The sequence below is a fragment of the Kitasatospora sp. NPDC007106 genome (assembly GCF_040634455.1).
In the GTDB taxonomy this organism is placed as follows: domain Bacteria; phylum Actinomycetota; class Actinomycetes; order Streptomycetales; family Streptomycetaceae; genus Kitasatospora; species Kitasatospora arboriphila.
Genome location: NZ_JBEYFP010000035.1, coordinates 1 through 26,265, shown reverse-complemented (window position 1 = coordinate 26,265; position 26,265 = coordinate 1). Strand labels below are relative to the sequence as shown.

The window sequence follows — 26,265 nt, the reverse complement described above, 5'->3', positions numbered from 1 at the left end:
CGGCCCGGAGGCCCGCCGCGCGCCGTCCTCGGCCGCGCGGCCGGCCGGCGATGCGTCGTCGTCCGGTGCTTCCGCCACGGGACACAGGGTATGCGGCGGCGCGGACGAATGGGGGCAGAGCCGGAGGAAGCGTGGGCCACGTCTCACCCGGCGGGCCGTCAGGGGGTGAGGGCGGGCCTCCGGTCGGCCGGGGTGTCGAGGGCGTCGAGGCGGCGCAGGATGATGCCCTCGCGCAGCGCCCACGGGCAGATGTCCAGCTCGTCGAGGCCGAAGAGGTCCATCGCCGCGTCGGCGACGAGCGCACCGGCGAGCAGCTGCCGGGCGCGGCCCTCGGAGACGCCGGGGATGCGGGCCCGTTCGGCGACGGTCATGGTGGCGAGCCGCGGCAGCCAGGCGGAGAGGCCGCTGCGGGTGAGCCGCCGGGGCACCCGCGGTCCGGCGTCGGTGGGGGCGGCGCCGGCCATCCGGGCCAGTTGCTTGAAGGTCTTGGAGGTGGCGACGGCGTGGTCGGGCGCGTTCTGTCTGGTGAACTCGCCGACCACGTTCGCGATCTCGGCGCGGATGTGGCGGCGCAGCTCCCGGACGTCCGCCGGGTCGGCGACGTCGCCGGGCAGCCGGGCGGTGAGCCGGCCGGCGCCGAGCGGCAGCGAGGCGGCGATGTCGGGCTGCTCGTCGAGGCCGCAGGCGATCTCCAGCGAGCCGCCGCCGATGTCGAGGTTGAGCAGTCGGCCGGAGGACCAGCCGAACCAGCGGCGGACGGCCAGGAAGGTGAGCCGGGCCTCGTCCTGCCCGGAGAGCACCCGCAGCTCGATGCCGGTCTCGTCGCTGACCCGCTGCAGCACGGCCTCGCCGTTGGCGGCCTCCCGGACGGCCGAGGTGGCGAACGGCAGTATCTCGACGACGCCCTTGTCCTCGGCGACCGCGATCGAGGAGGCGACCATCGAGACCAGCCGGTCGACGCCGGTCGGGGTGATCGCCCCGTCCTCGTCGAGCAGCTCGGCCAACCGCAGTTCGGCCTTGTGCGAGTACGCCGGGAGGGGGGCAGCACCGGGGTGCGCGTCCACCACGAGGAAGTGGACGGTGTTGGAACCCACGTCGAGAACACCGAGTCGCATAGCGGAACACGCTACGCGATCCGGTCCGCCCACCTGCCCGGATCCCCCGTTCCGGCCTCCGGGGGCCGCCGGCGGCGACCCGGTCGGCGGCCCCGTCACCGGCCCGGCGCGGTCACAGCAGCCCGTGCCAGAGCTGCTCGACGATCACCGCCCACCAGTTCTCCGGGTCGGCGAAGACCGTGCGGTCGACGGCGGCCAGGGCCCACTGCAGCTCGGCGACGGCGGGGCCGGCCGCGTACGGGTGGAGGCCGCGCAGCGCCGGGAGGCGCTCGGCGAGCAGCACCAGGCAGCGGGCGAAGGCGGTCACGTCGGCGTTGCAGTAGCGGGCTGCGGCGGTGTCCGGGTCGATCGCCCGGACGCGGCCCTGCAGCGTGTCGACGGTGATCAGCGCCCAGCCGTCGGTGCCCAGCACCACCTGGCCGAGCAGGGCCTGCCGGGCGTCGGCGGTGGCCCGGGTGCCGCGGCCGGCCTCGGCGAGGCGGGCGGCGGCGTCGGGCAGCACCAGGTCGGTGCGGGTGCCGTCGTGGACGCCGTCCGGCTCCGGGTGGTGCAGCGCGAAGAAGCCCTCGACGGCGACCGGCAGGCCGACCTCCAGCAGCGGCCGGGCGACCGCCTCCGGCAGGTCGGCGTGCTCCACCGCCGCGGCGTCGAACCGGCGGACGCCCTCCGGGCCGAACCGGGCCGCCAGCCGCTCCGCCAGCGGGCGGCCGCTCTCCGGCTGGGCCGGCGGCACGGAACGCGGGAACGGCACCCGGTTGGGCCGCACGCCCTCCGGCGCGGGCACCGCCCGGACGGCCTCCGCACGCCCGTCGAACCACGGCCCGTACGCCAGGTCGTGGGTGATCCGGACGCCGGGCAGGGCGGCGGCCAGCGCGTGCCGGGCGTAGCCGCCGGGCAGGGCTGCCGGCCGCAGGTCGGTGTGCAGGCCGAGGACGTCCTCGGCGGGCACGCCCTGCTCGCGGAGCTGCTCGGCGGCGCGCAGCGCCGGGTGCGGCAGTCCGGTCGCGGACTGCACGACCAGGGTCCGCACCTCGCCGAGGGCGTCCCGGTAGCGGAGCGCGGCCCGGGCGCCGGCGCCGGTGGCGGGCGGCAGTGCCGGGTCGTAGTCGCCGGCGCCGAGGAAGTCGCGGTACATCCGGACGACGTCCGGCACCGGCACGGACGGCCAGACGGTGAGCGCGCCGGTGAGCCGGTCGACGACCGCGCAGGCGGCGCCGATCTCCTCCGGGGCGCGCCGGACGGCGGTGAACGGGTTGACGTGGACGGGCGGCGGTTCGGGCCACACCACCCAGCCGTGCTCGAACTCGTGGCTGTGCACCGGGCGGGCGCCCTCCGCGGGGAGCGCGCCGTTGATCCAGCGGTGGGCGGCCTCCAGGGCCTGCTCGCGGGTGGTCATCGGCGGACGCTCCCGGCGGTGGTGCGGTGGATGTGGAGCCGGGACCGCGGCGGGGCGGGCTCGGCGGGACGGGCGGGTTCCGCGGCCGGTGCCTGGGCGGGCTCCGGCGGGGCCGCGGCGGCGGGCGCCGCCGCGGGGCCGGACTCCGCGGGACCGGCTGCGGCGGGATCGGCTGCTGCCGGATCGGCCTTCGCCGGTCCGGACCCGGCGTTCGCGGCGGCCGGGGGCACGATGTCCAGCGGCCGGCACTCGGCGTCCAGGGCGATCGCCCACAGGCCGTGCTCGGCGCTGTGCAGCGGCTCGGGGCCGCTGCGGCCGGTCTGGTGGTCGAGCCAGGTGAGCCGCTCGCCGTGGTTGACCACGTTCCAGGCGTGCGAGCGCCGGAAGCCGTCCAGGGTGACCAGCAGCGCCTGGGCGCCCGGGCCGGAACGCAGCAGCGTCTCGGCGACCCGGGCGAGGGCGCCCTCGCCCGCACCGACGTCGTGGAACTCCCGGCCGAGCTCGCGCTCCGCGCGGTCGCGGCCGCCGTACTCGCCGGCCGGGCCGTCGGGCAGCCGCGGCGCGGAGCAGACCGGCAGGCCGGAGAAGGTGTCGACCGAGGAGAGCGCGACGTCGACGGTGTTGTTGGCGCGGCCCGCCTCGCGCGGGCCGCCGCCGTTGAGCGCCTCCGTCCAGCCGCCGGCCGGGTCGGGGTGCAGCTCGGGGGTGCCGTCGGGGCGGCGCGGCACCAGCCGCTCGACCTCGGCCTGGTGGGCCGGGTCGACCGGACCGAGCCCGCCGGGCAGACCGTAGGGGCGGCCGTCGGCGATCCCGCGGACGGGGACGGGTGCGGCGGGCGCGTCCTGCACGGAGCGTCCGGAGCGGGCCGCCAGGTAGGCGGCGGCGACCTGGCCGGGGTGCAGCACCGGGACGACGGTCGGGCCGGTGTGCGGCTCCAGGCCGAGGACCTCGGGACGGCGGCGGAGGTCGCCGCTCTCGCCGAGCCGGAACGGCAGCGGGGCCGGGGCACTGCCGCCCGCGCCCGGGGCGCCGGCGCCGGGAGCACCGCCGGGGGCACCGGCCGGGGTGCGCGGCACCGCACCGGGCGTGCCGACGACCGCGCCGACCACGCCGTTGGCGGCGCCCTGGGCACCGGGCTGGCCGGCCGCACCGGGAGCCGCCGCACCGGGAGCACCGGGGGCGCCGGGACCGCCCGCACCGGGGGCACCGGCGACCGGGGTGCCGGCCGGGACGCCGGGCGCACCGGGAGCACCGCCCACCGGGCCGCCGACCGGCGGCACCGCGGCGCCCGCGACCGGGCCCGCACCGGCGGCCGGACCGCCGCCGACCGGGCCGAGCGGGAAGCCGGAGCCGGCCGCGGGCGCCACCGGCGCGGCCGGGACGGCGTAGTCGCCGCCGTGCCGGATGCCACCGGTCGGCACCTCGGCGGGCGGGCCGTAGGTCTGCGGGGACGGCGGGGCGACCACCACCGAATCGGTGTGCACGGAGATCGGGCCGGGCCGCGGACCCGCGGCCGGCGGGTCGTAGCCGTCCGGCTCGTACACCGGCGGAGCGGGCGTGGTGTGGCCGCCGGAGGGGGTGCTGTAGCCGCCGTACCCGCTGCCGTACCCGCCGCGGTGGCCGCCGGTGTCGGCGGGCGGGGCCTGGACGGCCTGCTGCGGGGCGGCCGTCACCTGGACGCCCGCGGCCGGGGCGGCCTGCAGGTCCACGTCCAGGACCGGTGCGGTCCGGCCGGGGCCGGTCCTCGTCGTGCCCGCCGGGCCGTCGGCCGTCCGGTCGCCGGGGCCGCCGAGGCCGTCCGGGTCACCGGAGGTGCCGGGGACGCCGTGCCCGCCCGGGCCGGTGCCCAGGTCGGCGGCGGCCACCGGGAGGCCGTCCGCGCCGAGCCGGACGCCGTCGGGGCCGACGGCCACGTCCACCAGCGGGCGGCCGTCCCGGCCCGTCCCGGCGACCAGCGGCCTGCCGTCGGCGTCGGTGAGCAGCTTGCCGTCCTTGCCCACGGCCAGGCCGGCGGCCGGGTTGCCCTCCGCGTCCAGCATGACCGGGCGGCCGTGCGCGTCGAGGACGGGCCGGCCGTCCTTGCCGACGGCCAGGGAGAGGCCGGTGTCGCCGACCGCCCCGTCGGCGCCGACCGTCAGCGGCTTGCCCTGGGCGTCGGTCAGCGGCTTGCCGTCGGCGCCCAGCGCGAGGCCCGCCACCGGGGCGCCCGCGGCGTCGAGCAGCACGGGCTTGCCGTCGGTGCCGAGCACCGGGCGGCCGTCCGCGCCGACCTGCACGCTGACCCCGTCCACCGCGGGCAGCCGCTTGCCGTCCGCGCCGACCAGCACCGGGCGGCCCTGCGCGTCGGTGGCGACCGTGCCGTCCGGGTTGAGCGCGGCGGAGACGCCGCTGACCCCGGCCACCGCGGCGGCACCGCCGACGGCGGTGCCGAGCAGCTTGCCGGTCATCTCCCCGCCGGAACGGGCGGCGCTGAGGGTGCGGAACTGCCCGTGCTTCCCGGCGCCGTCGGCCTGCGCTATGCGCTCCAGGGCCGTCACGGCGGGCTCCTTCAGGGCCGCCTGCAGGCTGTCCTTCATCTCCCGGCCGAGCTCCGCCAGCAGCGCGCTGACCTTGATCTTCGCGGCCTCGACCGCGATCGCCTCGCCGGCCTCGGCGGCCGCGCCCTTCACCGTGCCGACGACCTGCCCGACCAGGCCTGAGAGGCCCTCCCCCTGCGCGGCCTTCACCTGGGCGGCGGCTGCGGCCTCCGCCTTGTCCGCCTCCGCGATCTCCTCGGCGAGCTCGGTGAGGACGGCGATCAGCCGGGCCTTGCAGTCGTCGACGGCCGCCGCGGCCTTGTCGAAGGCGCCGGCCAGCGACTCGGCGGCGCCGTGCGCGTCGTCGAGGTGGCCGCGGCCGCCGCCGCTGAAGCCGCGCCAGTGCTCGGCGAAGGCCTCGACGGCCGGGCCGGAGTTCTCGCCGGTGACGCGCTCGGCGGCCGAGACGCCGCGCCGGCCCAGCCGTTCGGCCTCGGCGCCGAACTCGCGCCACAGGCCGCCCGCGCGGCGCAGTGCGTCCTCGTCGGCCTCCGGCCAGTGGCGGCCGAGCCGGGCCATGACCGGAGCCAGCTCCTCGGGCAGGTTCCTGGGCATGTGGTCCCCCTTCGGTGGTGCGGCTTGACGGTCCGTCGACTCAGAGCGCGGTGGGAGCGGCGCCGGTTCCCGGGCCGACCGCCCGGAACGCGTCGCGGTTGCCCTGCTCGTTCTGCTCCGCGTTGTCGGCCATGGTGTGCAGGCCGGTTCCGATGCCGCCGAGCCGGTCGGCCAGGCCCTGCAGCCCGGCCAGCACGCCCTCCCGGGCGCCCTCGTACACCTGGCCGAAGCCCTGGCCCGGCTCGTCCCGCCCCCAGGGGGTGCCGAGCGCGGCCAGTCCGTTCTCCAGGTCGAGCGCGGCCCGCGCGAAGTCGTTCGAGACGGTCTCGAACTCCCGCCCCTCGCCGTGCAGTTCCCAAGGCTTCAGCAGAACCCTGTCGGCCATCCCCGTCCCCCGTCGTCGCGTCCCGTCCCCGCACGCAGCCGTCTGCAGCCCGCCATCCTAGGCCCCGGGCGCGGGGCGGCCCGTGCCGCGGTGAGCCTCTTCACCCTGCCTTCACGACCCGGCGGACGGGTGCGCACGGCCGGTGCACGGCCCGTGCGGGCGGGGTGCGGGGCAGGTGCGCCGCCGGTGCGCGGCTCCGGCGCCGTCGAAACGGCAGCCGAGGCCATACCCTTGCAGCGTGGCAGCAGCAGACACCGCACAGCACAAGAAGCCGAAGAAGAACGGCACGAAGCCGGCCTCGACGGTGGTCGACCTCGCGATGCCGACCGTGCGGCCCGAGGTCCCGCTGGACTTCCCGCGCGCCTGGGCAGAGTTCACCGACCCGGCCGACGAGGAGCAGGTGTTCCGCTGCGACCTCACCTGGCTCACCTCCAACTGGGGCTGCATCTTCGGCCGGGGGTGCCACGGCATCCAGGAGGGCCGCGGCGCCTCCGACGGCTGCTGCACCCTCGGCGCCCACTACTCGGACGAGGAGGACGAGCAGCGGGTCGCCGGCCACGCCGCCCGGCTCACTCCGGAGATCTGGGAGAACCACCCGCACGGCACCGACGCCAAGGGCCGGATCCGCCTCGACGGCGGCATCACCATGCTCGACGAGGACGGCGACCGGCAGACCCGGCGGATCGACGGCGCCTGCCTCTTCCGCAACAGCCCGGACTTCCCCGGCGGCGCGGGCTGCGCGCTGCACATCCTGGCCCTGCAGGAGGACCGCGAGCCGCTGGAGACCAAGCCGGACGTCTGCTGGCAGCTCCCCGTCCGCCGCACCTACGACTGGATCGACCGGCCGGACGACACCCGCTACCTGCAGGTGAGCATCGGCGAGTACGACCGCCGCGGGTGGGGGCCGGGCGGCCACGACCTGCACTGGTGGTGCACCGGCAGCCCGGAGGCGCACGGCGCGCCGGACCCGGTGTACGTCAGCTACCGCGCGGAGCTCACCGAACTGATGGGGCCCGAGGCGTACGCCGTCCTGGTCTCCCTCTGCGAGCAGCGCATCGCCACCAAGGGCCACAAGAAGCTCGCCCCGCACCCGGCGGACAGGTAGGAGGAACCGCCCAGGGGCGCGTGGGGGCACCCCTATGGGTTCCCCCTACTTGTCGATGTCGCCGACGACGAAGAACATCGAGCCGAGGATGGCGACCATGTCGGCGACCAGGGTGCCCGGCAGGAGTTCGGTGAGGGCCTGGATGTTGTTGTACGAGGCGGAGCGGAGCTTGAGCCGCCAGGGCGTCTTGTCGCCGCGGGACACCAGGTAGTAGCCGTTGATGCCGAGCGGGTTCTCCGTCCAGGCGTAGGTGGTGCCCTCCGGCGCCTTGAGGACCTTGGGCAGCCGCAGGTTGACCGGCCCCGGGGCGAGCCCGGCGAGCCGGTCGAGGCAGGCGTCGGCGAGGTCGAGCGAGTTGGCGGTCTGCTCCAGCAGGCACTCGAAGCGGGCCAGGCAGTCGCCCTCCTCCCGCACGACGACGGTCAGCAGGTCGGCGAGCTCCCCGTACGCGAGGTAGGGCTCGTCGCGGCGGAGGTCGAAGTCGACCCCGCTGGCCCGGGCGATCGGGCCGCTGACGCCGTAGGCGTGCACCTGCTCGCGGGTGAGGGTGCCGACCCCGGCGGTGCGGCCGCGGAAGATCTCGTTGCCGAGGACGAGGTCCTCGTAGACCGGGAGCTGCTTGCGGACGGCGGCGACGGCCTGCCGGACGCGGCCGAGCCAGCCGGCCGGGAGGTCCTCCTTGAGGCCGCCGACCCGGTTGAACATGTAGTGCATGCGCCCGCCGGAGGCCTCCTCCAGGACGTGCTGGAGCTCCTCGCGGCCGTGGAAGGCGTGGAAGATCGGGGTGATGCCGCCGAGCTCCAGCGGGTAGGAGCCGAGGAACATCAGGTGGTTGAGCACCCGGTTGAGCTCGGCGAGCAGGGTGCGGATCCACACCGCCCGCTCGGGGACCTCCATGCCGAGCATCCGCTCGACGGCGAGGACGACGCCGAGTTCGTTGGAGAAGGCGGAGAGCCAGTCGTGCCGGTTCGCCAGCATGATGATCTGGCGGTAGTCGCGGGCCTCGAAGAGCTTCTCGGCGCCGCGGTGCATGTAGCCGATGACCGGCTCCGCGGTGACGATCCGCTCGCCGTCCAGCACCAGCTTCAGCCGGAGCACGCCGTGCGTGGACGGGTGCTGCGGGCCGATGTTGAGCACCATGTCGCTGGTGCCCAGCTCACCCGTGAGCTGCTGCGCACCCGCGCCGATGCCGACCGTGGTCTCCCTCATGGCTACAGAGTCTGCCACCCCGCGGGTGCGGGGAGTCCCTCCAGGCTCCGCGGTACCGGCATGCGGACGGCCTGGGCCAGCCAGCCGAAGCCGCCGAGGCCAGCCGGGTCGGTCAGTTCGGCGGCCTCGCCGGCCCCGCCGAGGGCCCGCAGGTAGCCGGCCGGGTCGGTGGAGGCGAGGGCGAGCGGCGGCCGTCCGCCGTGCACGCCGAGGGCGCGCAGTGCGGCCCGCTGCGTCGTCCACAGGCTGTGGACGGTCGGGGCGGCCGCCGAAGCGGCCGAGTCCAGGGCGACGTGCGCGGTGACGTCGCAGCTGCCGTCGGGCACGGGCCGGACCTCGCGGCCGCCGCGGAATCCGGCGAGGGTGCCGAACGGCGGCCGGTCGGCGGCGGTGTGGGCGTAGTCGACGGCGACGGCGAGGCCGCGGTCGAGGGCGGCGACGGCCGAGGCCCAGGCCTCGTCGCGGGTGCGGCCGAGTTCGATCCGGTCGCCGGCCGGCCACCAGCGGGCGGCCCAGGCGGCGTCGGCGGCCTCCAGCGGGCCGCCGGGGCGTTCCTCTCCGTCCGGCCCGACCTCGACGTAGCGCAGCACGCCGTCCTCGTCGGGTTCGGCGAGGTCGAGCGGCACGTTGTCGAGCCACTCGTTGGCGAAGAGCAGCCCGGTCAGCCCGGTCGGCAGGGTGTCCGTCCACACCACGGACGAGGGCAGGCCGGCCGGGCGGGCGGCGAGTTCGACGGCGTGGGGGCGGACCCGGGCGGCGAGCTCGGGGGCGAGGGCGGCGAGGACTCCGGTGACGAGTTCGCCGCGGCCGGCGCCCACGTCGACCAGGGCGAGCTCGTCCGGGCGGCCGAGGGCCTCGTCGGTCTCGGCGAGCAGCCGGGCGACGGCTCCGGCGAACAGCGGCGAGGCGTGCACGGAGGTGCGGAAGTGCCCGGCCGGCCCCTCCGGGCCCCGGTAGAAGCCGTCCGCGCCGTACAGCGCCTCCTCCATGGCGGGCCGCCACCGCATCCAGGTCACGTGGGTCGACGCTACCGGTCGGCGGGGGTGTCCCGGCGGGGGCCGTCTCCACCCTGCGGCGGATGGCGGATCGCTCTCGCGGCGGACCTGGGGGCGGTGTGCGACTGCCTAGGCTTGGAGCGTGCATCGACTCAACGCCTGGCTCCGCCGTCACCCGATGGTGGTCGACTCCGCCTGGGCGCTGGTGGTCCTCCTGCTCGGCGTGCTGTCCGACTTCTCGGAGTCGGACCTGCAGCTCTACGGCGGTCTGGCCTTCTCGCTGGCGATCGCCGCGCTGATGGTGGTCCGGCGCCGGTACCCGGACCTGGCCGCGGCCGGGGGCACCGCGCTCGGGCTGGGCCAGCTCGTGCTGGACGTGACTCCGGGCGCCTCGGCCATCGGCTACCTGGTGTTCGCGTACACGGGGGCGGCCTTCGGCTCGCGGTGGGCGTCCCGGCTGGTGCTCGCGGTGGGTCTGGTGGCCGGTCCGCTGACGCTGTGGCGGTTCGACAACAGCGGCGACCCGGTGCCGGACGACCCGTCGCCGCCGCCGGGGCCGAGCACCTGGCAGCTGGTGTTCGTGGCGGTGCTGATGTCGACGCCGTTCGTGCTCTGCTGGGCGTGGGGCCGGCTGACCCGGGTCCGCGGGGCCTACCTGGTCGAGCTGGAGGACCGGGCGGCCCGGCTGGAGCGCGAGCGGGACGCGCAGGCGAAGGTGGCGGTGGCCGCCGAGCGCGCCCGGATCGCCCGGGAGCTGCACGACGTGGTCGCGCACAACGTCTCGGTGATGATCGTTCAGGCCGACGGCGCCGCCTACGTGCTGGACAACTCGCCGCAGCAGGCGAAGGAGGCGCTCGGCACGATCGCCGCGACCGGCCGCCAGGCGCTGGTGGAGATGCGCCGGCTGCTCGGCGTGCTGCGGACGTCGGAGACGGCCGAGGAGTACGTCCCGCAGCCCGGCGTGGAGGAGCTGCCGGAGCTGCTGGAGCAGGTCCGCACGGCCGGCCTGCCGGTGGACTTCGCCACCTCGGGCGAGCCGCGGGAGCTGCCGCGCGGCCTGGAGCTGACGGTGTACCGGATCGTCCAGGAGGCGCTGACCAACGTGCGCAAGCACGGAGGTCCGGGCGCCCGGGCCCGGGTCGCGGTGGACTTCGGCGACCGCGACCTGGAGGTGCTGGTCGAGGACGACGGCCGCGGCAGCACCGCCGAGCAGATGGACGGTGGTGGCGACGGGCCCGGCCATGGTCTGATCGGCATGCGCGAGCGGGTCGGCATGGTGAGCGGCAGCCTCGACATCGGCCCGCGGCCGGGCGGCGGCTTCCGGATCCGGGCCGTCCTCCCCCTCAAGGCCGCCGGCTGAGTCCGGGGCACGACCGATCAGGTGAAGGAGAACCGACCGTGACCATCCGCGTGATGCTCGTGGACGACCAGGAGCTGCTGCGTACGGGCTTCCGGATGGTCCTGCAGTCGCAGGGCGACATCGAGATCGCCGCCGAGGCGGGCGACGGCGCGCAGGCGCTGGAGCTGCTCGCCGGGACGGAGGTCGACGTGGTGCTGATGGACGTCCGCATGCCGCGGCTGGACGGCGTGCAGGCCACCCGGCGGATCTGCCTGGACGAGTCCGGCGCGCCGCTGCCGGGGGCGCCGCACGTGCTCATCCTGACCACCTTCGACCTGGACGAGTACGCCTTCGCCGCGCTGAAGGCCGGGGCGAGCGGCTTCCTGCTGAAGGACGTCCCGCCGACGGAGCTGGTCGCGGCGATCCGCGCGGTGCACGGCGGTGACGCGGTGGTCGCGCCGACCACCACCCGCCGCATGATCGACCGCTTCGCGCAGGTGCTGCCGACGCCGTCGACGGCGCCCGGCTCGCCGGTGCTGGAGCCGCTCACCGACCGCGAGCGGGAGGTGTTCCTGCTGGTGGCGCAGGGCCTGTCGAACGGCGAGATCGCCGCCCGGCTGACCCTGTCGGAGGCCACCGTGAAGACCCACGTCGGTCGGATCCTGGCCAAGCTGGGCCTGCGCGACCGCGTCCAGGCCGTGGTGCTGGCCTACGAGAACGGCCTGGTCCGCGCGGGCGCCACGGACTGACCGGGGTTCGTACCGCGGCGCGGGGCCGCCCCCGGCGGGTGGCCCCGGCGCCCCCCTCGGGTGTCCCCGGTCAGAGCCGCCGCAGGCCCTGGATGACCTCGCGGAGCAGGCGGACGTCCGGGCGGCCGGCCTCGGCGGCACCCTGGCCGACCCGGACGAGTCCGGCCTGGACGAGGTCGCCGAGCAGCACCCGCAGGGCGCCGATCGGCAGGTCGGCGTCGGCGGCCAGTTCGGCCAGCGGGCAGGGCCGGTCCCGGATCCGGTCCAGCAGGGCGCTGCGGGCGTGGTCCAGGTGGGCGGCCGGTTCGGCGTCCGGCACCGCCGAGACCGCGGCCAGCAGGTCGTAGCGCTCGCCCTCGGCGGAGCGGGTGCGCCCGCCGGTCAGGGTGAACGGCCGGACCATCGGGCCGGCCTCGTCGTCGTACCAGTGCCCGCTCATGTGGCCGCCCCCGGGCCGGCGGCCGGCTCGGCGCCGGCCCGGGCGGGGGTGGAAAGGTGGCGCCCGACCCGGCGGACGAGCATCTGCATCTCGTACGCGATCTGGCCGACGTCCGCCTGCGGCCCGCAGAGCACGGCCAGGCAGCTGCCCTCGCCGGCCGGGGAGACGAAGAGGAAGGCGTCCTCCAGCATCACCATGGTCTGCCGGACCGAGCCGGCCTCGAAGCGGCTGCCGACGCCGCGGGCGAGGCTGTGGAAGCCGGAGCAGACGGCGGCGAGGTGGTCGGCGTCCTCGGTGCTCAGCCCGGCGGAGGCCGCGGTGGGCAGGCCGTCGGAGGAGAGCAGCACGGCCTGGCGGACGTGCTCGGTGCGGTCGACCAGGTCCTCCAGGAGCCAGTCCAGGCCGCCGGCGGCCTGCTCGGTGGTCTCGGGCGTGCTCATCGTTCGTCCTCCGGGTCGTGCGGGGTGCGGGCGTCGGTGCCGCGGCCACGGCCGCGGTCCAGCCCGCGCTGGAACGCGCCGAAGACGGCGCCCATCTGCTCGGCCGAGATCTCGGGTCCTCCGGCGGGCGGCCCGGCGGGGGCGTCCGCCCCGGGCGGGTCCTGCAGCCGGGGCGAGAGGGACGCCTGGCGGGTCCGGGTGGGCAGGGCGCGCCGCATCGGCAGCACGGCCGCCGCGGGCGCCTCGGCCACGGGTCCGGGCTCGGCCCCGGCCGGCGCCTCGGGCACCGGGACGGGCCGCGGCGCGGGCTCGGGCGGCTCCGCGAGGACGGCCTTCGGCAGCAGCACCACGGCGGTGGTGCCGCCGTACGGGGAGCGGCGCAGCGCCACCTCGATGCCGTGGCGGCGGGCGAGCCGGCCGGTGACGAAGAGGCCGAGCCGTTCGGTGCGGGTGGGGTCGAACTCCTGCGGTTCGGCGAGGGTGCGGTTGGCGGCGGCGAGTTCGTCCTCGTCCATGCCGAGGCCGCGGTCGTCGATCTCCAGCACGCAGCCGTGGGCGGCCTCGCCGGCCCGCATGGTGACCTGGGTGTGCGGGGGCGAGAAGGCGGTGGCGTTCTCGATGAGTTCGGCGACCAGGTGGGCGAGGTCGCCGACGGCGGCGCCGGAGACGAAGACCTGCGGCATCGGCGGGACGACCACCCGCTCGTACTCCTCGACGGCGCCGACCGCGGAGCCGACCACCTCGACCAGCGGGACGGGCTTGCGCCAGCGCCGGCCGGGGGCGGCGCCGGAGAGGATGATCAGGCCCTCGGCGTGGCGGCGCATCCGGGTGGCGAGGTGGTCGACGCGGAAGAGGTCGGCGAGCTCGTCGGGGTCGGTGGCGCGGCGTTCCATGGCGTCGAGCTGCTTGAGCTGGCGGTGGATCAGGGCCTGGCTGCGGCGGGCGATGTTGACGAAGACGCCGGAGATGCCGGCCCGCAGGCGGGCCTGTTCGACGGCGGCCTCGACGGCGGCGCGGCGGGCGTGGTTGAGGGCGCGGCCGAGGTCGCCGATCTCGTCGTCGTGCTCGCCGGCGGCGAAGGCGAGCCGTGGTGCGGCCCGCTCGACGTCGACGGTCTCGCCGGCGGCCAGGCGGCGGACGACGTCGGGCAGCTGGCGGTTGGCCAGCCGGTCGGCGGCGACCCGCAGCCGGGTCAGGCGGCGGGTGATCCGCCGGCCGGTGCGCACCGAGTACCAGACGGAGAACACCACGGCGAGCAGGCCGGCGCCGCCGGCGAGGCCGGCCTTCAGCAGCTGGTCGCCGGCGTAGGCGCGGCCGCGGGCGGCGGAGTTGAGCGCGGCGTCCTTGCACAGCTCCATGTAGCGGTGGACGACCGGGTCCATGGTGGTGCGCCAGCCGTTGCGGTCGACGGCGCGGCCGGCGGCGTCGGCGCCGGCGTCCAGGACGCCGTCCTCGGCGGCGGTGAGCGCGGTGTAGCGGGGGTCGACGGCGAAGGTCTCGAAGCCGGCCCGGGAGTCCGCGGGCAGCGCGGCGACGTAGGTCCGCTGGAAGACCCGGCGGTCCTCGACGACGGCGGCGAAGGCGCGGAACTGGGCGGGGGTGAAGGAGCCTGCGGCCCGGGCGCCGGAGCCGAGGGCGTCCTCGCGGGAGACGAACTCGCGCACCCGGACGAGTTCGACGACCACCTGGGCCTCGCGGGCGAGCCGGCCGGCCTGCAGGGCGGTGAGCGCGGACTCGACGGCGAAGGACGGCTCGACGGCGGCGGTGTACCGCTCGACCGCGGCGTCCCAGCTCAGGGCGCGGGTGATGACGGCCTGGCGGAGCGGGGCGAGGCCGTCGGTGGCGGTGATCATCGCGGTGAGGGTGTCCCGCTGTTCGGCGGTGAGCTCGTCCTGCCGGTCGGGGTTCTCGGCGGCGGCCCGCACGGCGCGGACCTTCTCGTCGGTGGCCCGCTCCTGCGCGGTGTAGGCGGCGAGGGCGGCCGGGTCGCCGCCGGAGCCCAGGTACTCGGCGGCCAGCCGGCGCTCGATCTGGATCTGGCCGACGGCGGTGTCCACCGGGCTGCCGAAGTACTCGTAGGCGTCCTTGAGGCGGACGAGGGCGCGCAGGTCGCCGGTCATCGAGACCATGGCGAAGGTCCACAGTCCGACCAGGGCGACGACGGGGATCAGCACCAGCGCGATGATGCGGGTACGGATGGTGCGGGGTCGGCGCGGGCGGGCAAGGCCGAGGCGTCTGGGCATGGTCTCCCTCGTGTCCCGGGGCTCGGACTGCGCCAAGTTACCCGGCCGTAGCGTTCGGGTCGCCAGGAGGGTCGTGAAGCTTCCGTGGAGATCCGGGGGCCGGCCCCGCGCGGCGGGGGCGCACCGGCCGCCCCGTACGATGGAGCGGTACGTCTGGTACCTGCACAGGACTGGAACGGGAAGCAATGACGAGGGCCGAGCCGTGAGCGCGTCCGACAATGCCCCGGCCCTCGGGCCGACCGACCCCTTCGGGGATCCGCTGGACCCGGAGAACCGGCCCGCCCGGCTCTCCGTCGGCGTGGTCGGCACCGGCCGGGTCGGCCCGGCGCTGGGCGCCGCGCTGCAGCTGGCCGGGCACCGGGTGGTCGCCGCCTCCGGGGTGTCCGCGGCCTCCCGGCGCCGCGCCGAGGCGCTGCTGCCCGGCGTGCGGCTGGTGACGCCGCCGCAGGTGCTGGCCGCCGCCGACCTGGTGCTGCTGACGGTGCCCGACGACGCGCTCGCCGACCTCGCCGCCGGACTGGCCGCGACCGGCGCGATCCGCCCGGGCCAGATCGTGGTGCACACCTCCGGCGCGCACGGCGTGGCGGTGCTGGAGCCCGCCGCCCGGGCCGGCGCGCTGCCGCTGGCGCTGCACCCGGCGATGACCTTCACCGGCACCTCGGTGGACCTGGCCCGGCTGGCCGGCTGCCCGTTCGGGGTGACCGCCCCCGACGAGCTGCGCCCGGTCGCCGAGGCGCTGGTCGTGGAGATGGGCGGCGAGCCCGAGTGGGTGCCCGAGGAGGTCCGCCCGCTCTACCACACGGCGCTCGCGCACGGCGCGAACCACCTGGTCACCCTGGTCGCGCAGGCGATGGAGCTGCTGCGCGGGGCCGGGGTCGCCGAACCGGGGCAGCTGCTCGGCCCGCTGCTCGGCGCGGCCCTGGACAACGCGCTGCGCTCCGGCGACGCCGCGCTGACCGGCCCGGTCGCCCGCGGCGACGCCGGGACGCTCCGCCGGCACCTGCAGCAGTTGCGGACGGCGTCCCCGGACATCGGGCAGGCGTACCGTGCGATGGCCCGGGCCACCGCACAGCGGGCGGTCCGCGGCGGACCGCTCAAGGAAGAGGCGGCGGCTGCGCTGCTGGACGTACTCGACGAGGAGACCCCCTGATGGCACGCGGCAAGCAGCCGGCGAAGGCGAAGGCCCCCCGCACCACCGAGCTCACCCGCACGGTGGAGGAGTTCGAGGCCGCGTTCTGGCCCGACGACCAGCCGGTGGACAACGCCGTGGTGATGACCATGGGCGCGCTGCACGCCGGCCACGCCGCGCTGATCCGGGCGGCCCGCCGCCAGGTCGGCCGGGACGGCCGGGTGGCCGTGACGGTCTTCGTCAACCCGCTGCAGTTCGGCGCCGGCGAGGACCTGGAGCGCTACCCGCGCACCCTGGACGCCGACCTGGAGGTCGCCCGCGAGGCCGGCGCCGACGTGGTCTTCGCCCCGACCGTCGAGGAGGTGTACCCCAACGGCGAGCCGCTCGTCCGGCTGTCCGCCGGGCCGATGGGCGACGGCTTCGAGGGCGCGTCCCGCCCCGGCCACTTCGACGGCATGCTGACCGTCGTCGCCAAGCTGCTGCACATCACCGACCCGGACTTCGCCTTCTTCGGCGAGAAGGACGCCCAGCAGCTGGCGATCGTCCGCCGCATGGTCGCCGACCTGGACTTCGACGTGGAGATCGTCGGCGTCCCGACCGTCCGCGAGGAGGACGGGCTGGCGCTCTCCTCCCGCAACCGCTTCCTCTCCGACACCGAGCGCGGGCAGGCCCTGGCGCTGTCCCGGGCGCTGTTCGCCGGCCGCGACGCGGGCGCGCAGGGCGCGAAGGCGGTCCGCGAGGCCGCCGCGGCCGTCCTGGACGGCGCCGACGGTGTCACCCCCGACTACCTCGCCCTGATCGACCCGGACTCCTTCACCGAGGTGCCGGACGACTTCACCGGCGAGGCCCTGCTGGCCGTGGCCGCCAAGGTGGGCCCCGCCCGCCTGATCGACAACGTCGGCGTCATCGTCCGGTAGCGCACCACCCCGCACCACCCCGCACCACCCCGCTCGACCCCCCGTAGGCATGCACTCTCCCCCGGCCCCGCCGGGGGTCCCACCAGGAGGCGTGACCAGATGCTCCGCACCATGCTCAAGTCCAAGATCCACCGCGCCACGGTGACCCAGGCCGACCTGCACTACGTCGGCTCCGTCACCGTCGACGAGGACCTGCTCGACGCCGCGGACCTGCTCCCCGGCGAGCTCGTCCACATCGTCGACATCAACAACGGCGCCCGCCTGGAGACCTACACCATCGCGGGCCCGCGCGGCTCCGGCGTGATCGGCATCAACGGTGCCGCCGCGCGCCTGGTGCACCCGGGCGACCTCGTGATCCTCATCGCGTACGGCCAGATGGACACCGCCGAGGCCAAGGCGTACCTGCCCAAGGTCGTCTTCGTCGACGGGGACAACCGGATCACCGGCATGGGCGGGGACCCGGCCGAGGCGCCCGAGGGCAGTGGCCTGCTCCGCGGCGACCGGGCGTACCGTGATGCGGACGGCGCGAGTGCCGACGCCGCGCGCTGAAGGAGCCAGTGAAGCCATGCCGTACCGCCTGACCGCCCCCGCCCCGGGCTGGACCGCGACCACCGACGTCGTCGTGGTCGGCTCCGGCGTCGCGGGCCTGACCGTCGCGCTCAACGTCCGCCGGGCCGGCCTGCGGGCCACGGTGGTCACCAAGGCGATGCTGGACGACGGCTCCACCCGCTGGGCCCAGGGCGGCATCGCCGCCGCCCTGGGCGAGGGCGACACCCCCGAGCAGCACCTCGACGACACCCTCGTCGCCGGCGCCGGCCTGTGCGACGAGGACGCGGTGCGCACCCTCGTCACCGAGGGCCCGGACGCCGTGCGCCGGCTCATCGCCGTCGGCGCCGCCTTCGACCAGGACGAGGACGGCACGATCCTGCTCACCCGCGAGGGCGGCCACCACCGCCGCCGGATCGCGCACGCCGGCGGCGACGCCACCGGCGCGGAGATATCCCGCGCCCTGGTCGCCGCCGTCCGCAACGACCCCGGCATCGAGCTGATCGAGCACGCGCTCGTCCTCGACCTGCTCACCGACGCCGACGGGCACGCGGCCGGCCTCACCCTGCACGTCATGGGCGAGGGCCAGCGGGACGGCGTCGGCGCCATCCGCGCCCGCGCCGTGGTGCTCGCCACCGGCGGCATGGGCCAGGTCTTCTCCGCGACCACCAACCCGGCGGTCTCCACCGGCGACGGCGTCGCCCTCGCGCTGCGCGCCGGGGCCGAGGTCGCCGACCTGGAGTTCGTCCAGTTCCACCCGACCGTGCTCTGGCTCGGGGCCGACGCCGAGGGCCAGCAGCCGCTGGTCTCCGAGGCCGTCCGCGGCGAGGGCGCGCACCTGGTCGACGCCTCCGGCGAGCGCTTCATGCTCGGGCAGCACGAACTCGCCGAGCTCGCCCCGCGCGACATCGTCGCCAAGGCGATCACCCGGCAGATGCAGCTGCGCGGCACCGACCGCATGTACCTGGACGGCCGGCACTTCGGCGCCGAGATGTGGGAGCACCGCTTCCCGACCATCCTCGCCTCCTGCCGGGCCCACGGCATCGACCCGGTCACCGACCTGATCCCGGTCGCCCCCGCCGCCCACTACGCCTCCGGCGGCGTGCGCACCGACCCGGCCGGCCGCACCACGGTGCCCGGCCTGTACGCCTGCGGCGAGGTCGCCTGCACCGGTGTGCACGGCGCCAACCGGCTCGCCTCCAACTCCCTGCTGGAGGGCCTGGTCTTCGCCGAGCGGATCGCCGCCGACCTGGCCGCCCGGCACGCCGCCGGCGACCTGCCCGAGCGGGCCGTCGACGTCGCCGCCGCCCTGGAGGCCAGCACCGTGCCGCTGCTCGCCCCCGAGGCGCGCGCCGAGATCCAGCGGCTGATGTCCCGCGGGGCCGGCGTGCTGCGCTCGGCCGGGTCGATGGCCGCCACCGCCGAGGGCCTCACCGTCCTCGCCCGGGAGGCCTCCGCCTACCTGGACGAGGGCAAGCCGGCCGACCCCCGGGTGGAGACCTGGGAGGCCGCCAACCTGCACCTGGTCGCCACCGCACTGGTCGCCGCCGCGGCCCGCCGCGAGGAGACCCGCGGCTGCCACTGGCGCGAGGACTTCCCCGACCGCGACGACGCCCGCTGGCAGCACCACCTGGTCACCACCCTCGACGCCGACGGACACCCGAGCGTCCGGGCGTGACACCGTCCCCGGCGCACCCGGCCGATCACCTAGGAGCACCACGATGACCCACGACGAACTTCCGCTCGCCTCCGGCGGCTGCGGCGACGGCTGCGCCTGCGGCGAGGGCGAGGCGTACGAGACCGGGCTGGACCCGGCGCTGGCGGCACTGCTGGAGGAGGCCGGCCTGGACCCGGTCGAGGTCGAGGACGTCGCGATGCTCGCGCTCGGCGAGGACCTGGCCGGCGGCGAGGACGTCACCTCGGTGGCGACCGTCCCCGCGGACGCCGTCGCCACCGCCGACTTCACCGCCCGCTCGGCCGGCGTGGTCGCCGGCCTGCGGGTGGCCGAGGCCGTCGTCTCGCTGGTCTGCGAGGAGGAGTTCGAGGTCGAGCGGCACGTCGAGGACGGCGCGCGGGTCGAGGCCGGCCAGGTGCTGCTCTCGGTGCGCAGCCGCACCCGCGACCTGCTGACCGCCGAGCGCAGCGCGCTGAACCTGCTCTGCCACCTGTCCGGCATCGCCACCGCGACCCGGGCCTGGGCGGACGCCCTGGAGGGCACCGGCGCGGTCGTCCGCGACACCCGCAAGACCACCCCGGGCCTGCGGGCGCTGGAGAAGTTCGCCGTCCGCTGCGGCGGCGGCGCCAACCACCGGATGGCGCTGTCCGACGCCGCGCTGGTGAAGGACAACCACGTGGTGGCGGCCGGCGGCGTCGCGGAGGCGTTCCGCGCGGTGCGGGCGGCGTACCCGGACCTCCCCGTCGAGGTGGAGGTGGACACCCTGGAGCAGATCGCGCCGGTGCTGGAGGCCGGGGCGGACCTGGTCCTGCTCGACAACTTCACCGTGCCGCAGCTCAAGGAGGCCGTCGCCCTGGTGGCCGGCCGGGCGAAGCTGGAGGCGTCCGGCGGACTGACCCTGGCCACCGCCCGCGAGGTCGCCGAGACTGGTGTCGACTACCTGGCCGTCGGGGCCCTGACGCACTCTTCGCCGATCCTCGACATCGGCCTGGACCTCCGCGCCTGACTCCGCCTCAACAGAAAGCCATCCCGTGCTCCTCACCATCGACGTCGGCAACACCCAGACCACGCTCGGCCTGTTCGACGGTGAGGACATCGTCGAACACTGGCGGATCTCCACCGACCCGCGGCGCACCGCGGACGAGCTGGCGGTGCTGATGCAGGGCCTGATGGGTGCCCACCCCATCGTGTCCGCCGAGGACAAGGTGGCGGGGCTGTCGATCTGCTCGTCCGTGCCCGCCGTGCTCCACGAGCTCCGCGAGGTGACGCGCCGTTACTACGGCGACGTGCCCGCGGTGATCGTGGAGCCGGGGGTGAAGACCGGGGTGCACGTCCTGATGGACAACCCCAAGGAGGTCGGCGCCGACCGGATCGTGAACGCGCTGGCCGCCAACCACCTCTACGGCGGCCCGTGCATCGTGGTGGACTTCGGCACCGCCACCACCTTCGACGCGGTGAACGCCCGCGGCGACTACGTGGGCGGCGCGATCGCGCCCGGCATCGAGATCTCGGTGGAGGCGCTGGGCCTGCGCGGCGCACAGCTGCGCAAGATCGAGTTGGCCCGCCCCCGCAACGTCATCGGCAAGAACACCGTTGAAGGGATGCAGTCCGGCATCCTGTACGGCTTCGCCGGGCAGGTCGACGGCCTGGTCAACCGGATGGCCCGGGAGCTCTCCAAGGACCCGGACGACGTCCAGGTGATCGCCACCGGCGGCCTGGCCCCGCTGGTCCTCGGCGAGGCCGAGACCGTCGACGTGCACGAGCCCTGGCTCACCCTGATCGGCCTGCGGCTGGTCTGGGAGCGCAACAAGGCGTGAACGGGCCTTCCCGCCAAGCCCGCTGACGGACGGTCGGCCCCACGGGGCCGGCCGTCGTCACGTCGGATCAGCGGCAGATACGCCAATCGGGACAACTGCGGCGCCAATCGCCCGAAATCGGACGTACGCCACGTACTGTCACCTCATGCCTACGCCACACGGATCGCGGGGCGGCATGGCTTTCAGCGCCGACGAAGTCCGCGTGCTGCGCCGCGCCCTTGCCCAAGCCCTCTACCCGGCCCTCCCCGACGACCGGCTGCACCTACCCGGACCGTCCGGCGCGCTGTGGGCGGAGGACGTCCAGGACGCGCTGCGCCTCACCGAGTCCATCGACGAGGCCGTCCGGGAGGGTGGCCGGCTGCGCAGCTTCCTGCTGGCCGACCTGGCCCGCTACCGGTCCGCGCTGCCCGGCGGCGCCCGCGGCTACCTGGAACGGCTGGAGGAGGCCGTGTCGGACGGCTACCTCCCCACCCCCGAGGACCTGTCGGCGCTCCGCTCGCTCTCCCGGCAGCCGTGCGGCCCCGCCGAGCACGCCCGGCGCTCCCGGCTGGCCGGCCGCTGCCACGCGATGGCGGAGGCCGAGGTCCGCGAGCGGCTGTCGTTCGCCTCCGGCCAGCGCCATCTGATGGCCGTACCGAGCCCGGCGTGCGAACCCCTGCCCGCCCCGACCCTTGGAGGACGCGTTCCGATGAGCAGCACCCCCAGGCCCCCGGCCCACGGCGAGCAGCCGCAGCCCCGCAGGATGCCCACCCCCGCCGAGCTCTTCGGCCGCCGCCCCAAGTCCAGGCCGCAGTCCCAGCCGCCCGCGCCGGACGACGAGGAGACCGAGCTCGCCACCGGCACCGGCTGAGGCACCCCCGTTCGGCGGCGGCCCCGGAGCGTCCCCCGCGCGCTCCGGGGCCGCCGCGCGAAACCCGTGCGGGAGCGCGGCCCGGCGGTGGCTACCCTTGTGGGGTGAGCGATCAGACCACCGTGCCCCAGGCCGACGACCTCCCCGAGCAGATGCGCATCCGGCGCGAGAAGCTGGACCGGCTCCGGGCGGCCGGAATCGACCCCTACCCGGTCGGCTTCCCCCGCACCACGACCATCGCCGACCTCCGTGCCAAGCACCCCGACCTGGCCGCGGACACCGCGACCGGCGAGCGGGTCGGCATCACCGGCCGCGTCATCCTGGCCCGCACCGGCGGCAAGCTCTGCTTCGCCACCCTGCGCGACGGCTCGGGCGACCTGCAGGTGATGCTCTCGCTGGACAAGCTGGGCGAGGAGCGGCTGGCGGCCTGGAAGTCCGACATCGACCTCGGCGACCAGGTCGGCGTGGAGGGCGAGGTCATCACCTCCCGCCGCGGCGAGCTGAGCGTCATGGTCGACCGGTGGGAGCTCACCGCCAAGTGCCTGCGCCCGCTGCCGGACAAGCACAAGGGCCTGACCGACCCGGAGGCCCGGGTCCGCCAGCGGTACGTGGACCTCATCGTGAACCCCGAGGCGCGCGAGATGCTCCAGCTGCGCACCAAGGTGATCCGCTCGATCCGCCGCACCTACGAGGACCGCGGCTACCTCGAGGTCGAGACGCCGATGCTGCAGCCGATCCACGGCGGCGCCAACGCGCGTCCGTTCAAGACCCACATCAACGCGTACGACATCGAGCTCTACCTGCGCATCGCGACCGAGCTCTACCTCAAGCGCCTGGTGGTCGGCGGCGCCGAGAAGGTCTTCGAGATCAACCGGAACTTCCGCAACGAGGGCGCCGACGCGACCCACAACCCGGAGTTCACCGCCCTGGAGTCGTACGAGGCGTACGGCGACTACGACACCCAGGCCGAGCTGATCCGCGCGATCATCGTCAACGCCGCCCGGGACGCCCTCGGCACCACCGTGGTCCGCGGCCTCGGCCCGGACGGCGAGGAGCACGAGATCGACCTGGCCGAGCCGTGGGAGGAGGTCTCGGTGTACCCGGGCATCTCCGCCCGCCTCGGCACCGAGATCACCCCGGAGACCTCCGTCGAGGAGCTCCGCGCGCTCGCCGACGGCGCCGGCGTGCCGTGGGAGAAGGAGTGGGGCCACGGCCAGATCGTCCTGGAGATGATCGAGCGGCTGCTGGAGCACCACGCGATCCGGCCGACCTTCATCCGGGACTACCCGACCGAGGTCTCCCCGCTGACCCGCCAGCACCGCTCGGTCGCCGGCGTCGCGGAGAAGTGGGACCTGGTGATCTTCGGCACCGAGATCGGCACCGCCTACTCCGAGCTGATCGACCCGGTCGAGCAGCGCGCCCGCCTGACCGCCCAGTCGCTGCTGGCGGCCGGCGGCGACGTCGAGGCGATGCAGCTGGACGAGGACTTCCTGCGCGCCCTGGAGTACGCGATGCCGCCCACCGGCGGCCTCGGTCTCGGCGTGGACCGTCTGATCATGCTGCTCACCGGCAAGAACATCCGCGAGACGGTGCTCTTCCCGCTGGTGCGGCCCGATCAGCGAAGTGGGGCAGAGACCAGGAGCAGCAGCGGCGCCGCCGCTGCGGACGACGCAGAAGCAGAAGAGGAGTGACCTGATGGACTACGTCAGCGCGATCGTGCCGCCGCTGGTCATGGCGATCGGCTTCGGCTTCCTGGTGCGGGCGATCATCCGCAGCCAGGGCGGCGCCCAGAAGGCCAAGGAGGACGCCGCCGCCGACGCGATGGCCGCCGCGGCCCCTCGCGCCGCGGAATAGCCTCGGCGGGCCCGTTCGACACGCACACCGGCGCGCCGCCGCCCCCGCCAAGGGGGTGGCGGCGCGCCGGTCTGCTTGCCGAATCGCCGATTTTGTCCGAATCAGTTCCTATCCTGGCCGGACTATGGTGCGGCAACTCGGAGAACTCGAGAACGACATCATGACCAGGGTCTGGCAGTGGAACCGCCCGGTCACGGTTCGCGAGGTTCTGCAGGATCTGCGGACGGAACGCGATATCGCGTACACCACCGTGATGACGGTGCTCGACAAGCTGTACAGAAAGGGCTGGCTCCGGCGGGAACAGGTCGGCCGGGCGTATCGATATGAGCCGGTCTCCTCGCGCGAGGCGTACACCGCGGCGCTGATGAACGACGCCTGGGCGACGAGCGACAATCCGGCGGCGGCGCTGGTGCACTTCTTCGGACTGATGTCGCCGGAGCAGCGCGAGGCGCTGCGGGACGCCCTGCGGGTGGCCGCCGTCCTTCCCGCGGAACCGCCGCGGCCCGGGACGGAACGGGGCACCGGGGAGACCGGCGGCGGCGCGGCACGATAACGTCCCGGCATGGAGGTCACCATCCGCCGGGCGCGGACCACCGATGTGCGGGCAGTACGGGCACTCATCGACGCCTACTCGCGCGACGGCATTCTGCTCGACAAGCCCACGGTCACCCTGTTCGAATCCGTTCAGGAGTTCTGGGTGGCCGAGCGCGACGACACCGGCACGGTGGTCGCCTGCGGTGCGCTGCACGTCATGTGGGAGGACCTGGCGGAGGTCCGCACACTGGCGGTGCACCCCTCCTGCAAGGGCCTGGGCCTCGGACACCTCCTGCTGGAGAAGCTGCTGCAGACCGCGCGCTGGCTCGGCGTCCGTCGGATTTTCTGCTTGACGTTCGAGGTGGCGTTCTTCGCGAAACACGGTTTCGTCGAGATCGGGGAAACCGACGATCGTACGTCAGACCCGGCGGCCGTGGCCACGGAAGTCTATGAAGAACTCCTGCGCTCGTACGACGAAGGAGTCGCGGAGTTCCTGGACCTGGAGCGGGTGAAGCCCAACACCCTGGGCAACTCGCGCATGCTCCTGCGCCTCTGAGCGCGCCCTTGTGAGCCTTGCGGGACGCATCCCGATCGGGTAGGGGTTTGAGTTTTCCGGGAAAAGGCGGTTTCCTTTGCCTAGGCAATGGCTCGTTTACTCGGAAAGGGAAGCCCGTGGCACAGAGGGTGCAGGTCATTCTTGAAGACGATCTCGACGGCGGCTCCGCGGACGAGACGGTGATGTTCGCGCTGGACGGCGTTGCCTACGAGATCGACCTGAAGAGCGCCAACGCGGAGAAGCTCCGCGATCTGCTGGCGCCGTACGTGGACAAGGGCCGCAAGCAGAGCGGCCGCATCGCGGGGGCGCGCCGCAGCAGCGGTGCCGGTCGCGGCGCGGGTCGTTCGTCCGCCGCCGGCCCGGACACCGCGAAGATCCGCAGCTGGGCCAAGGAGCAGGGCCTGGAGATCAACGACCGCGGTCGCGTGCCGAGCGACATCAAGGCGAAGTACGACAAGGCGCACGCGTCCTGACCGGTGGCCGTGCGGCCGGGCCCGGGGCGCGCGCCCCGGAGCCGGCCGGGCCCGGTCGGCCGGGGTCGCGCCGGGGTCGCGCCGCGGTCGTCCGCCCGTTGTCATGGCAGGTGCATGATCGGCCGGTCCGATGACGGGCAGCGGGACGGCACCGGGCTGTGCAACGCTGGAGGAAGCGGAACGGCCCTGCGGGAAGCGTCCGACCGGCGCACCCCCGGGCCCGATCGGCCGACGCCGGACGGTGGAGCCGGCGCCGGACCGTTGATGCGCCGTCACTCCCGCCGCGCCGACCGGCGCTCCGGGGGCCGGACTTCTCGCCAGGCGAACAGCGCCACCGGGGAAACAGCGCGAATCTCACCCCGAGACCGGGTATGAATGCAGGTGGGCGGGGTCGCAGGGCCCCGACCGGGCAGTTCGCGCGGCCGGCCGTCCCCTCAGCCGGAGCCTCTGTTCGCCGATGGCGTAGCGGCCATCAGGTGCATCGGGGCCCTCTGTGGGAACACCGTCTCCCAGCATCAGGTTGGGAATGGTGTCGGCTGGTCGCGCAGCATGATGTCCCCACGCGAGTGGGGTTGTCCGTGGGCCGCGCCGCTGAGCGGGACTAGCATGCGGAAGGACAGGGCGGGGACGGACCCCGAACTGGCCGACCGCTCTGAGGAGCGAAAACGATGTTCGAAAGGTTCACCGACCGCGCGCGGCGGGTTGTCGTCCTGGCTCAGGAAGAAGCCCGGATGCTCAACCACAACTACATCGGCACCGAGCACATCCTCCTGGGTCTGATCCACGAGGGTGAGGGTGTCGCCGCCAAGGCCCTGGAGAGCCTCGGGATCTCGCTCGAGGCGGTCCGGCAGCAGGTCGAGGAGATCATCGGCCAGGGGCAGCAGGCCCCGTCCGGCCACATCCCCTTCACCCCCCGGGCGAAGAAGGTCCTGGAGCTGTCGCTCCGCGAGGCCCTTCAGCTCGGCCACAACTACATCGGCACCGAGCACATCCTGCTCGGCCTGATCCGCGAGGGCGAGGGCGTCGCCGCCCAGGTCCTGGTGAAGCTGGGCGCCGATCTGAACCGGGTCCGGCAGCAGGTCATCCAGCTGCTCTCCGGTTACTCCGGCGGCGGCAAGGAGTCGGCGGCCGCCGGCGGCCCCGCCGAGGGCACTCCCTCCACCTCGCTGGTCCTCGACCAGTTCGGCCGCAACCTGACGCAGGCCGCCCGCGAGGCCAAGCTCGACCCGGTGATCGGGCGCGAGAAGGAGATCGAGCGGGTCATGCAGGTGCTGTCCCGCCGCACCAAGAACAACCCCGTGCTGATCGGCGAGCCCGGCGTCGGCAAGACCGCCGTCGTCGAGGGCCTGGCCCAGGCGATCGTCAAGG

The 26,265-nt window shown here is 75.2% G+C and carries 24 protein-coding genes and 1 pseudogene; 16 read left to right on the top strand and 9 right to left on the bottom strand.

Annotation, left to right across the window (positions count from 1 at the left end; all coding sequences use genetic code 11):
- Positions 1 to 158: 158 nt before the first annotated feature.
- The 4 genes from ABZ641_RS06510 to ABZ641_RS06495 form a co-directional block, all read right to left on the bottom strand.
- A complete protein-coding gene (locus tag ABZ641_RS06510; protein WP_344628531.1) occupies positions 159 to 1,115 on the bottom strand; it encodes a Ppx/GppA phosphatase family protein in 957 nt (318 codons plus the stop codon).
- Between the two features lie 112 nt (positions 1,116 to 1,227).
- Complete coding sequence (locus tag ABZ641_RS06505; protein WP_359979622.1) at positions 1,228 to 2,511, bottom strand: SUKH-4 family immunity protein; 1,284 nt, start codon at positions 2,509 to 2,511, stop codon at positions 1,228 to 1,230.
- Positions 2,508 to 5,642: a toxin glutamine deamidase domain-containing protein gene (locus ABZ641_RS06500; RefSeq protein WP_359979619.1), complete on the bottom strand. Its 3,135-nt coding sequence runs from the start codon at positions 5,640 to 5,642 to the stop codon at positions 2,508 to 2,510. The genes ABZ641_RS06505 and ABZ641_RS06500 overlap by 4 nt, the downstream gene beginning before the upstream one ends.
- 40 nt (positions 5,643 to 5,682) lie before the next feature.
- On the bottom strand, positions 5,683 to 6,027 hold the full coding sequence (locus ABZ641_RS06495) for a hypothetical protein (protein WP_344625281.1): 345 nt from the start codon (positions 6,025 to 6,027) through the stop codon (positions 5,683 to 5,685).
- Between the two features lie 319 nt (positions 6,028 to 6,346).
- On the opposite strand from ABZ641_RS06495, the gene ABZ641_RS06490 reads away from it, so the two are divergent.
- The gene (locus ABZ641_RS06490; protein WP_344625304.1) at positions 6,347 to 7,132 is read left to right on the top strand and encodes a hypothetical protein; all 786 of its coding nucleotides are present in this window, start codon (positions 6,347 to 6,349) and stop codon (positions 7,130 to 7,132) included.
- A 45-nt stretch (positions 7,133 to 7,177) separates the two neighbouring features.
- Here the strand turns inward: ABZ641_RS06490 and ABZ641_RS06485 are convergent, their stop codons facing one another.
- Together ABZ641_RS06485 and ABZ641_RS06480 are read right to left on the bottom strand one after the other, a co-directional pair.
- Complete coding sequence (locus ABZ641_RS06485) at positions 7,178 to 8,341, bottom strand: NADH-quinone oxidoreductase subunit D (protein ID WP_344625282.1); 1,164 nt, start codon at positions 8,339 to 8,341, stop codon at positions 7,178 to 7,180.
- 2 nt (positions 8,342 to 8,343) lie between these two features.
- A complete protein-coding gene (locus ABZ641_RS06480; protein ID WP_359979624.1) occupies positions 8,344 to 9,348 on the bottom strand; it encodes an SAM-dependent methyltransferase in 1,005 nt (334 codons plus the stop codon).
- A 130-nt stretch (positions 9,349 to 9,478) separates the two neighbouring features.
- On the opposite strand from ABZ641_RS06480, the gene ABZ641_RS06475 reads away from it, so the two are divergent.
- Complete coding sequence (locus ABZ641_RS06475; RefSeq protein WP_344625283.1) at positions 9,479 to 10,696, top strand: sensor histidine kinase; 1,218 nt, start codon at positions 9,479 to 9,481, stop codon at positions 10,694 to 10,696.
- 38 nt (positions 10,697 to 10,734) lie between these two features.
- A complete protein-coding gene (locus ABZ641_RS06470) occupies positions 10,735 to 11,424 on the top strand; it encodes a response regulator transcription factor (RefSeq protein WP_344625284.1) in 690 nt (229 codons plus the stop codon).
- Positions 11,425 to 11,494: 70 nt separating this feature from the next.
- Here the strand turns inward: ABZ641_RS06470 and ABZ641_RS06465 are convergent, their stop codons facing one another.
- From ABZ641_RS06465 to ABZ641_RS06455, 3 genes are read right to left on the bottom strand one after another with little or no spacing between them, the layout of a single operon-like run.
- Positions 11,495 to 11,863 (bottom strand): DUF742 domain-containing protein, encoded by a 369-nt coding sequence (locus ABZ641_RS06465; RefSeq protein WP_344625285.1) that lies wholly within the window; start codon positions 11,861 to 11,863, stop codon positions 11,495 to 11,497.
- Positions 11,860 to 12,303, bottom strand: coding sequence for a roadblock/LC7 domain-containing protein (locus ABZ641_RS06460; RefSeq protein ID WP_344625286.1), 444 nt, complete (start codon positions 12,301 to 12,303; stop codon positions 11,860 to 11,862). The genes ABZ641_RS06465 and ABZ641_RS06460 overlap by 4 nt, the downstream gene beginning before the upstream one ends.
- Positions 12,300 to 14,546, bottom strand: a complete 2,247-nt coding sequence (locus ABZ641_RS06455; protein WP_359979614.1) for an ATP-binding protein — start codon at positions 14,544 to 14,546, stop codon at positions 12,300 to 12,302. The genes ABZ641_RS06460 and ABZ641_RS06455 overlap by 4 nt, the downstream gene beginning before the upstream one ends.
- Before the next feature lie 202 nt (positions 14,547 to 14,748).
- On the opposite strand from ABZ641_RS06455, the gene ABZ641_RS06450 reads away from it, so the two are divergent.
- The 13 genes and pseudogenes from ABZ641_RS06450 to ABZ641_RS06390 form a co-directional block, all read left to right on the top strand.
- The gene (locus ABZ641_RS06450; RefSeq protein WP_344625288.1) at positions 14,749 to 15,696 is read left to right on the top strand and encodes a DUF2520 domain-containing protein; all 948 of its coding nucleotides are present in this window, start codon (positions 14,749 to 14,751) and stop codon (positions 15,694 to 15,696) included.
- Complete coding sequence (panC, locus tag ABZ641_RS06445; protein ID WP_344625289.1) at positions 15,696 to 16,592, top strand: pantoate--beta-alanine ligase; 897 nt, start codon at positions 15,696 to 15,698, stop codon at positions 16,590 to 16,592. The genes ABZ641_RS06450 and panC overlap by 1 nt, the downstream gene beginning before the upstream one ends.
- Positions 16,593 to 16,691: 99 nt before the next feature.
- A complete protein-coding gene (panD, locus tag ABZ641_RS06440; RefSeq protein WP_344625290.1) occupies positions 16,692 to 17,141 on the top strand; it encodes an aspartate 1-decarboxylase in 450 nt (149 codons plus the stop codon).
- 16 nt (positions 17,142 to 17,157) lie between these two features.
- Complete coding sequence (locus ABZ641_RS06435) at positions 17,158 to 18,816, top strand: L-aspartate oxidase (RefSeq protein WP_344625291.1); 1,659 nt, start codon at positions 17,158 to 17,160, stop codon at positions 18,814 to 18,816.
- Positions 18,817 to 18,859: 43 nt separating this feature from the next.
- Positions 18,860 to 19,819, top strand: a complete 960-nt coding sequence (nadC, locus tag ABZ641_RS06430; RefSeq protein ID WP_344625292.1) for a carboxylating nicotinate-nucleotide diphosphorylase — start codon at positions 18,860 to 18,862, stop codon at positions 19,817 to 19,819.
- 25 nt (positions 19,820 to 19,844) lie between these two features.
- On the top strand, positions 19,845 to 20,630 hold the full coding sequence (locus ABZ641_RS06425) for a type III pantothenate kinase (RefSeq protein ID WP_344625293.1): 786 nt from the start codon (positions 19,845 to 19,847) through the stop codon (positions 20,628 to 20,630).
- Between the two features lie 175 nt (positions 20,631 to 20,805).
- Complete coding sequence (locus ABZ641_RS06420) at positions 20,806 to 21,480, top strand: hypothetical protein (protein ID WP_359979608.1); 675 nt, start codon at positions 20,806 to 20,808, stop codon at positions 21,478 to 21,480.
- 125 nt (positions 21,481 to 21,605) lie between these two features.
- Positions 21,606 to 23,171, top strand: a pseudogene (gene lysX / locus ABZ641_RS06415) (bifunctional lysylphosphatidylglycerol synthetase/lysine--tRNA ligase LysX); the annotation flags it as partial.
- Between the two features lie 4 nt (positions 23,172 to 23,175).
- Positions 23,176 to 23,334 carry a hypothetical protein gene (locus tag ABZ641_RS06410; protein WP_030267803.1) on the top strand — a complete coding sequence of 53 codons (159 nt, stop codon included), beginning with the start codon at positions 23,176 to 23,178 and terminating at the stop codon, positions 23,332 to 23,334.
- 124 nt (positions 23,335 to 23,458) lie between these two features.
- Complete coding sequence (locus ABZ641_RS06405; RefSeq protein ID WP_030267802.1) at positions 23,459 to 23,887, top strand: BlaI/MecI/CopY family transcriptional regulator; 429 nt, start codon at positions 23,459 to 23,461, stop codon at positions 23,885 to 23,887.
- 9 nt (positions 23,888 to 23,896) lie between these two features.
- Positions 23,897 to 24,424, top strand: a complete 528-nt coding sequence (locus ABZ641_RS06400) for an amino-acid N-acetyltransferase (RefSeq protein ID WP_344625296.1) — start codon at positions 23,897 to 23,899, stop codon at positions 24,422 to 24,424.
- A 116-nt stretch (positions 24,425 to 24,540) separates the two neighbouring features.
- Positions 24,541 to 24,897: an Lsr2 family protein gene (locus ABZ641_RS06395; protein ID WP_344625297.1), complete on the top strand. Its 357-nt coding sequence runs from the start codon at positions 24,541 to 24,543 to the stop codon at positions 24,895 to 24,897.
- Between the two features lie 668 nt (positions 24,898 to 25,565).
- Positions 25,566 to 26,265: Clp protease N-terminal domain-containing protein (locus ABZ641_RS06390; RefSeq protein WP_359979604.1), on the top strand; the 700-nt coding region annotated here is incomplete at its 3' end.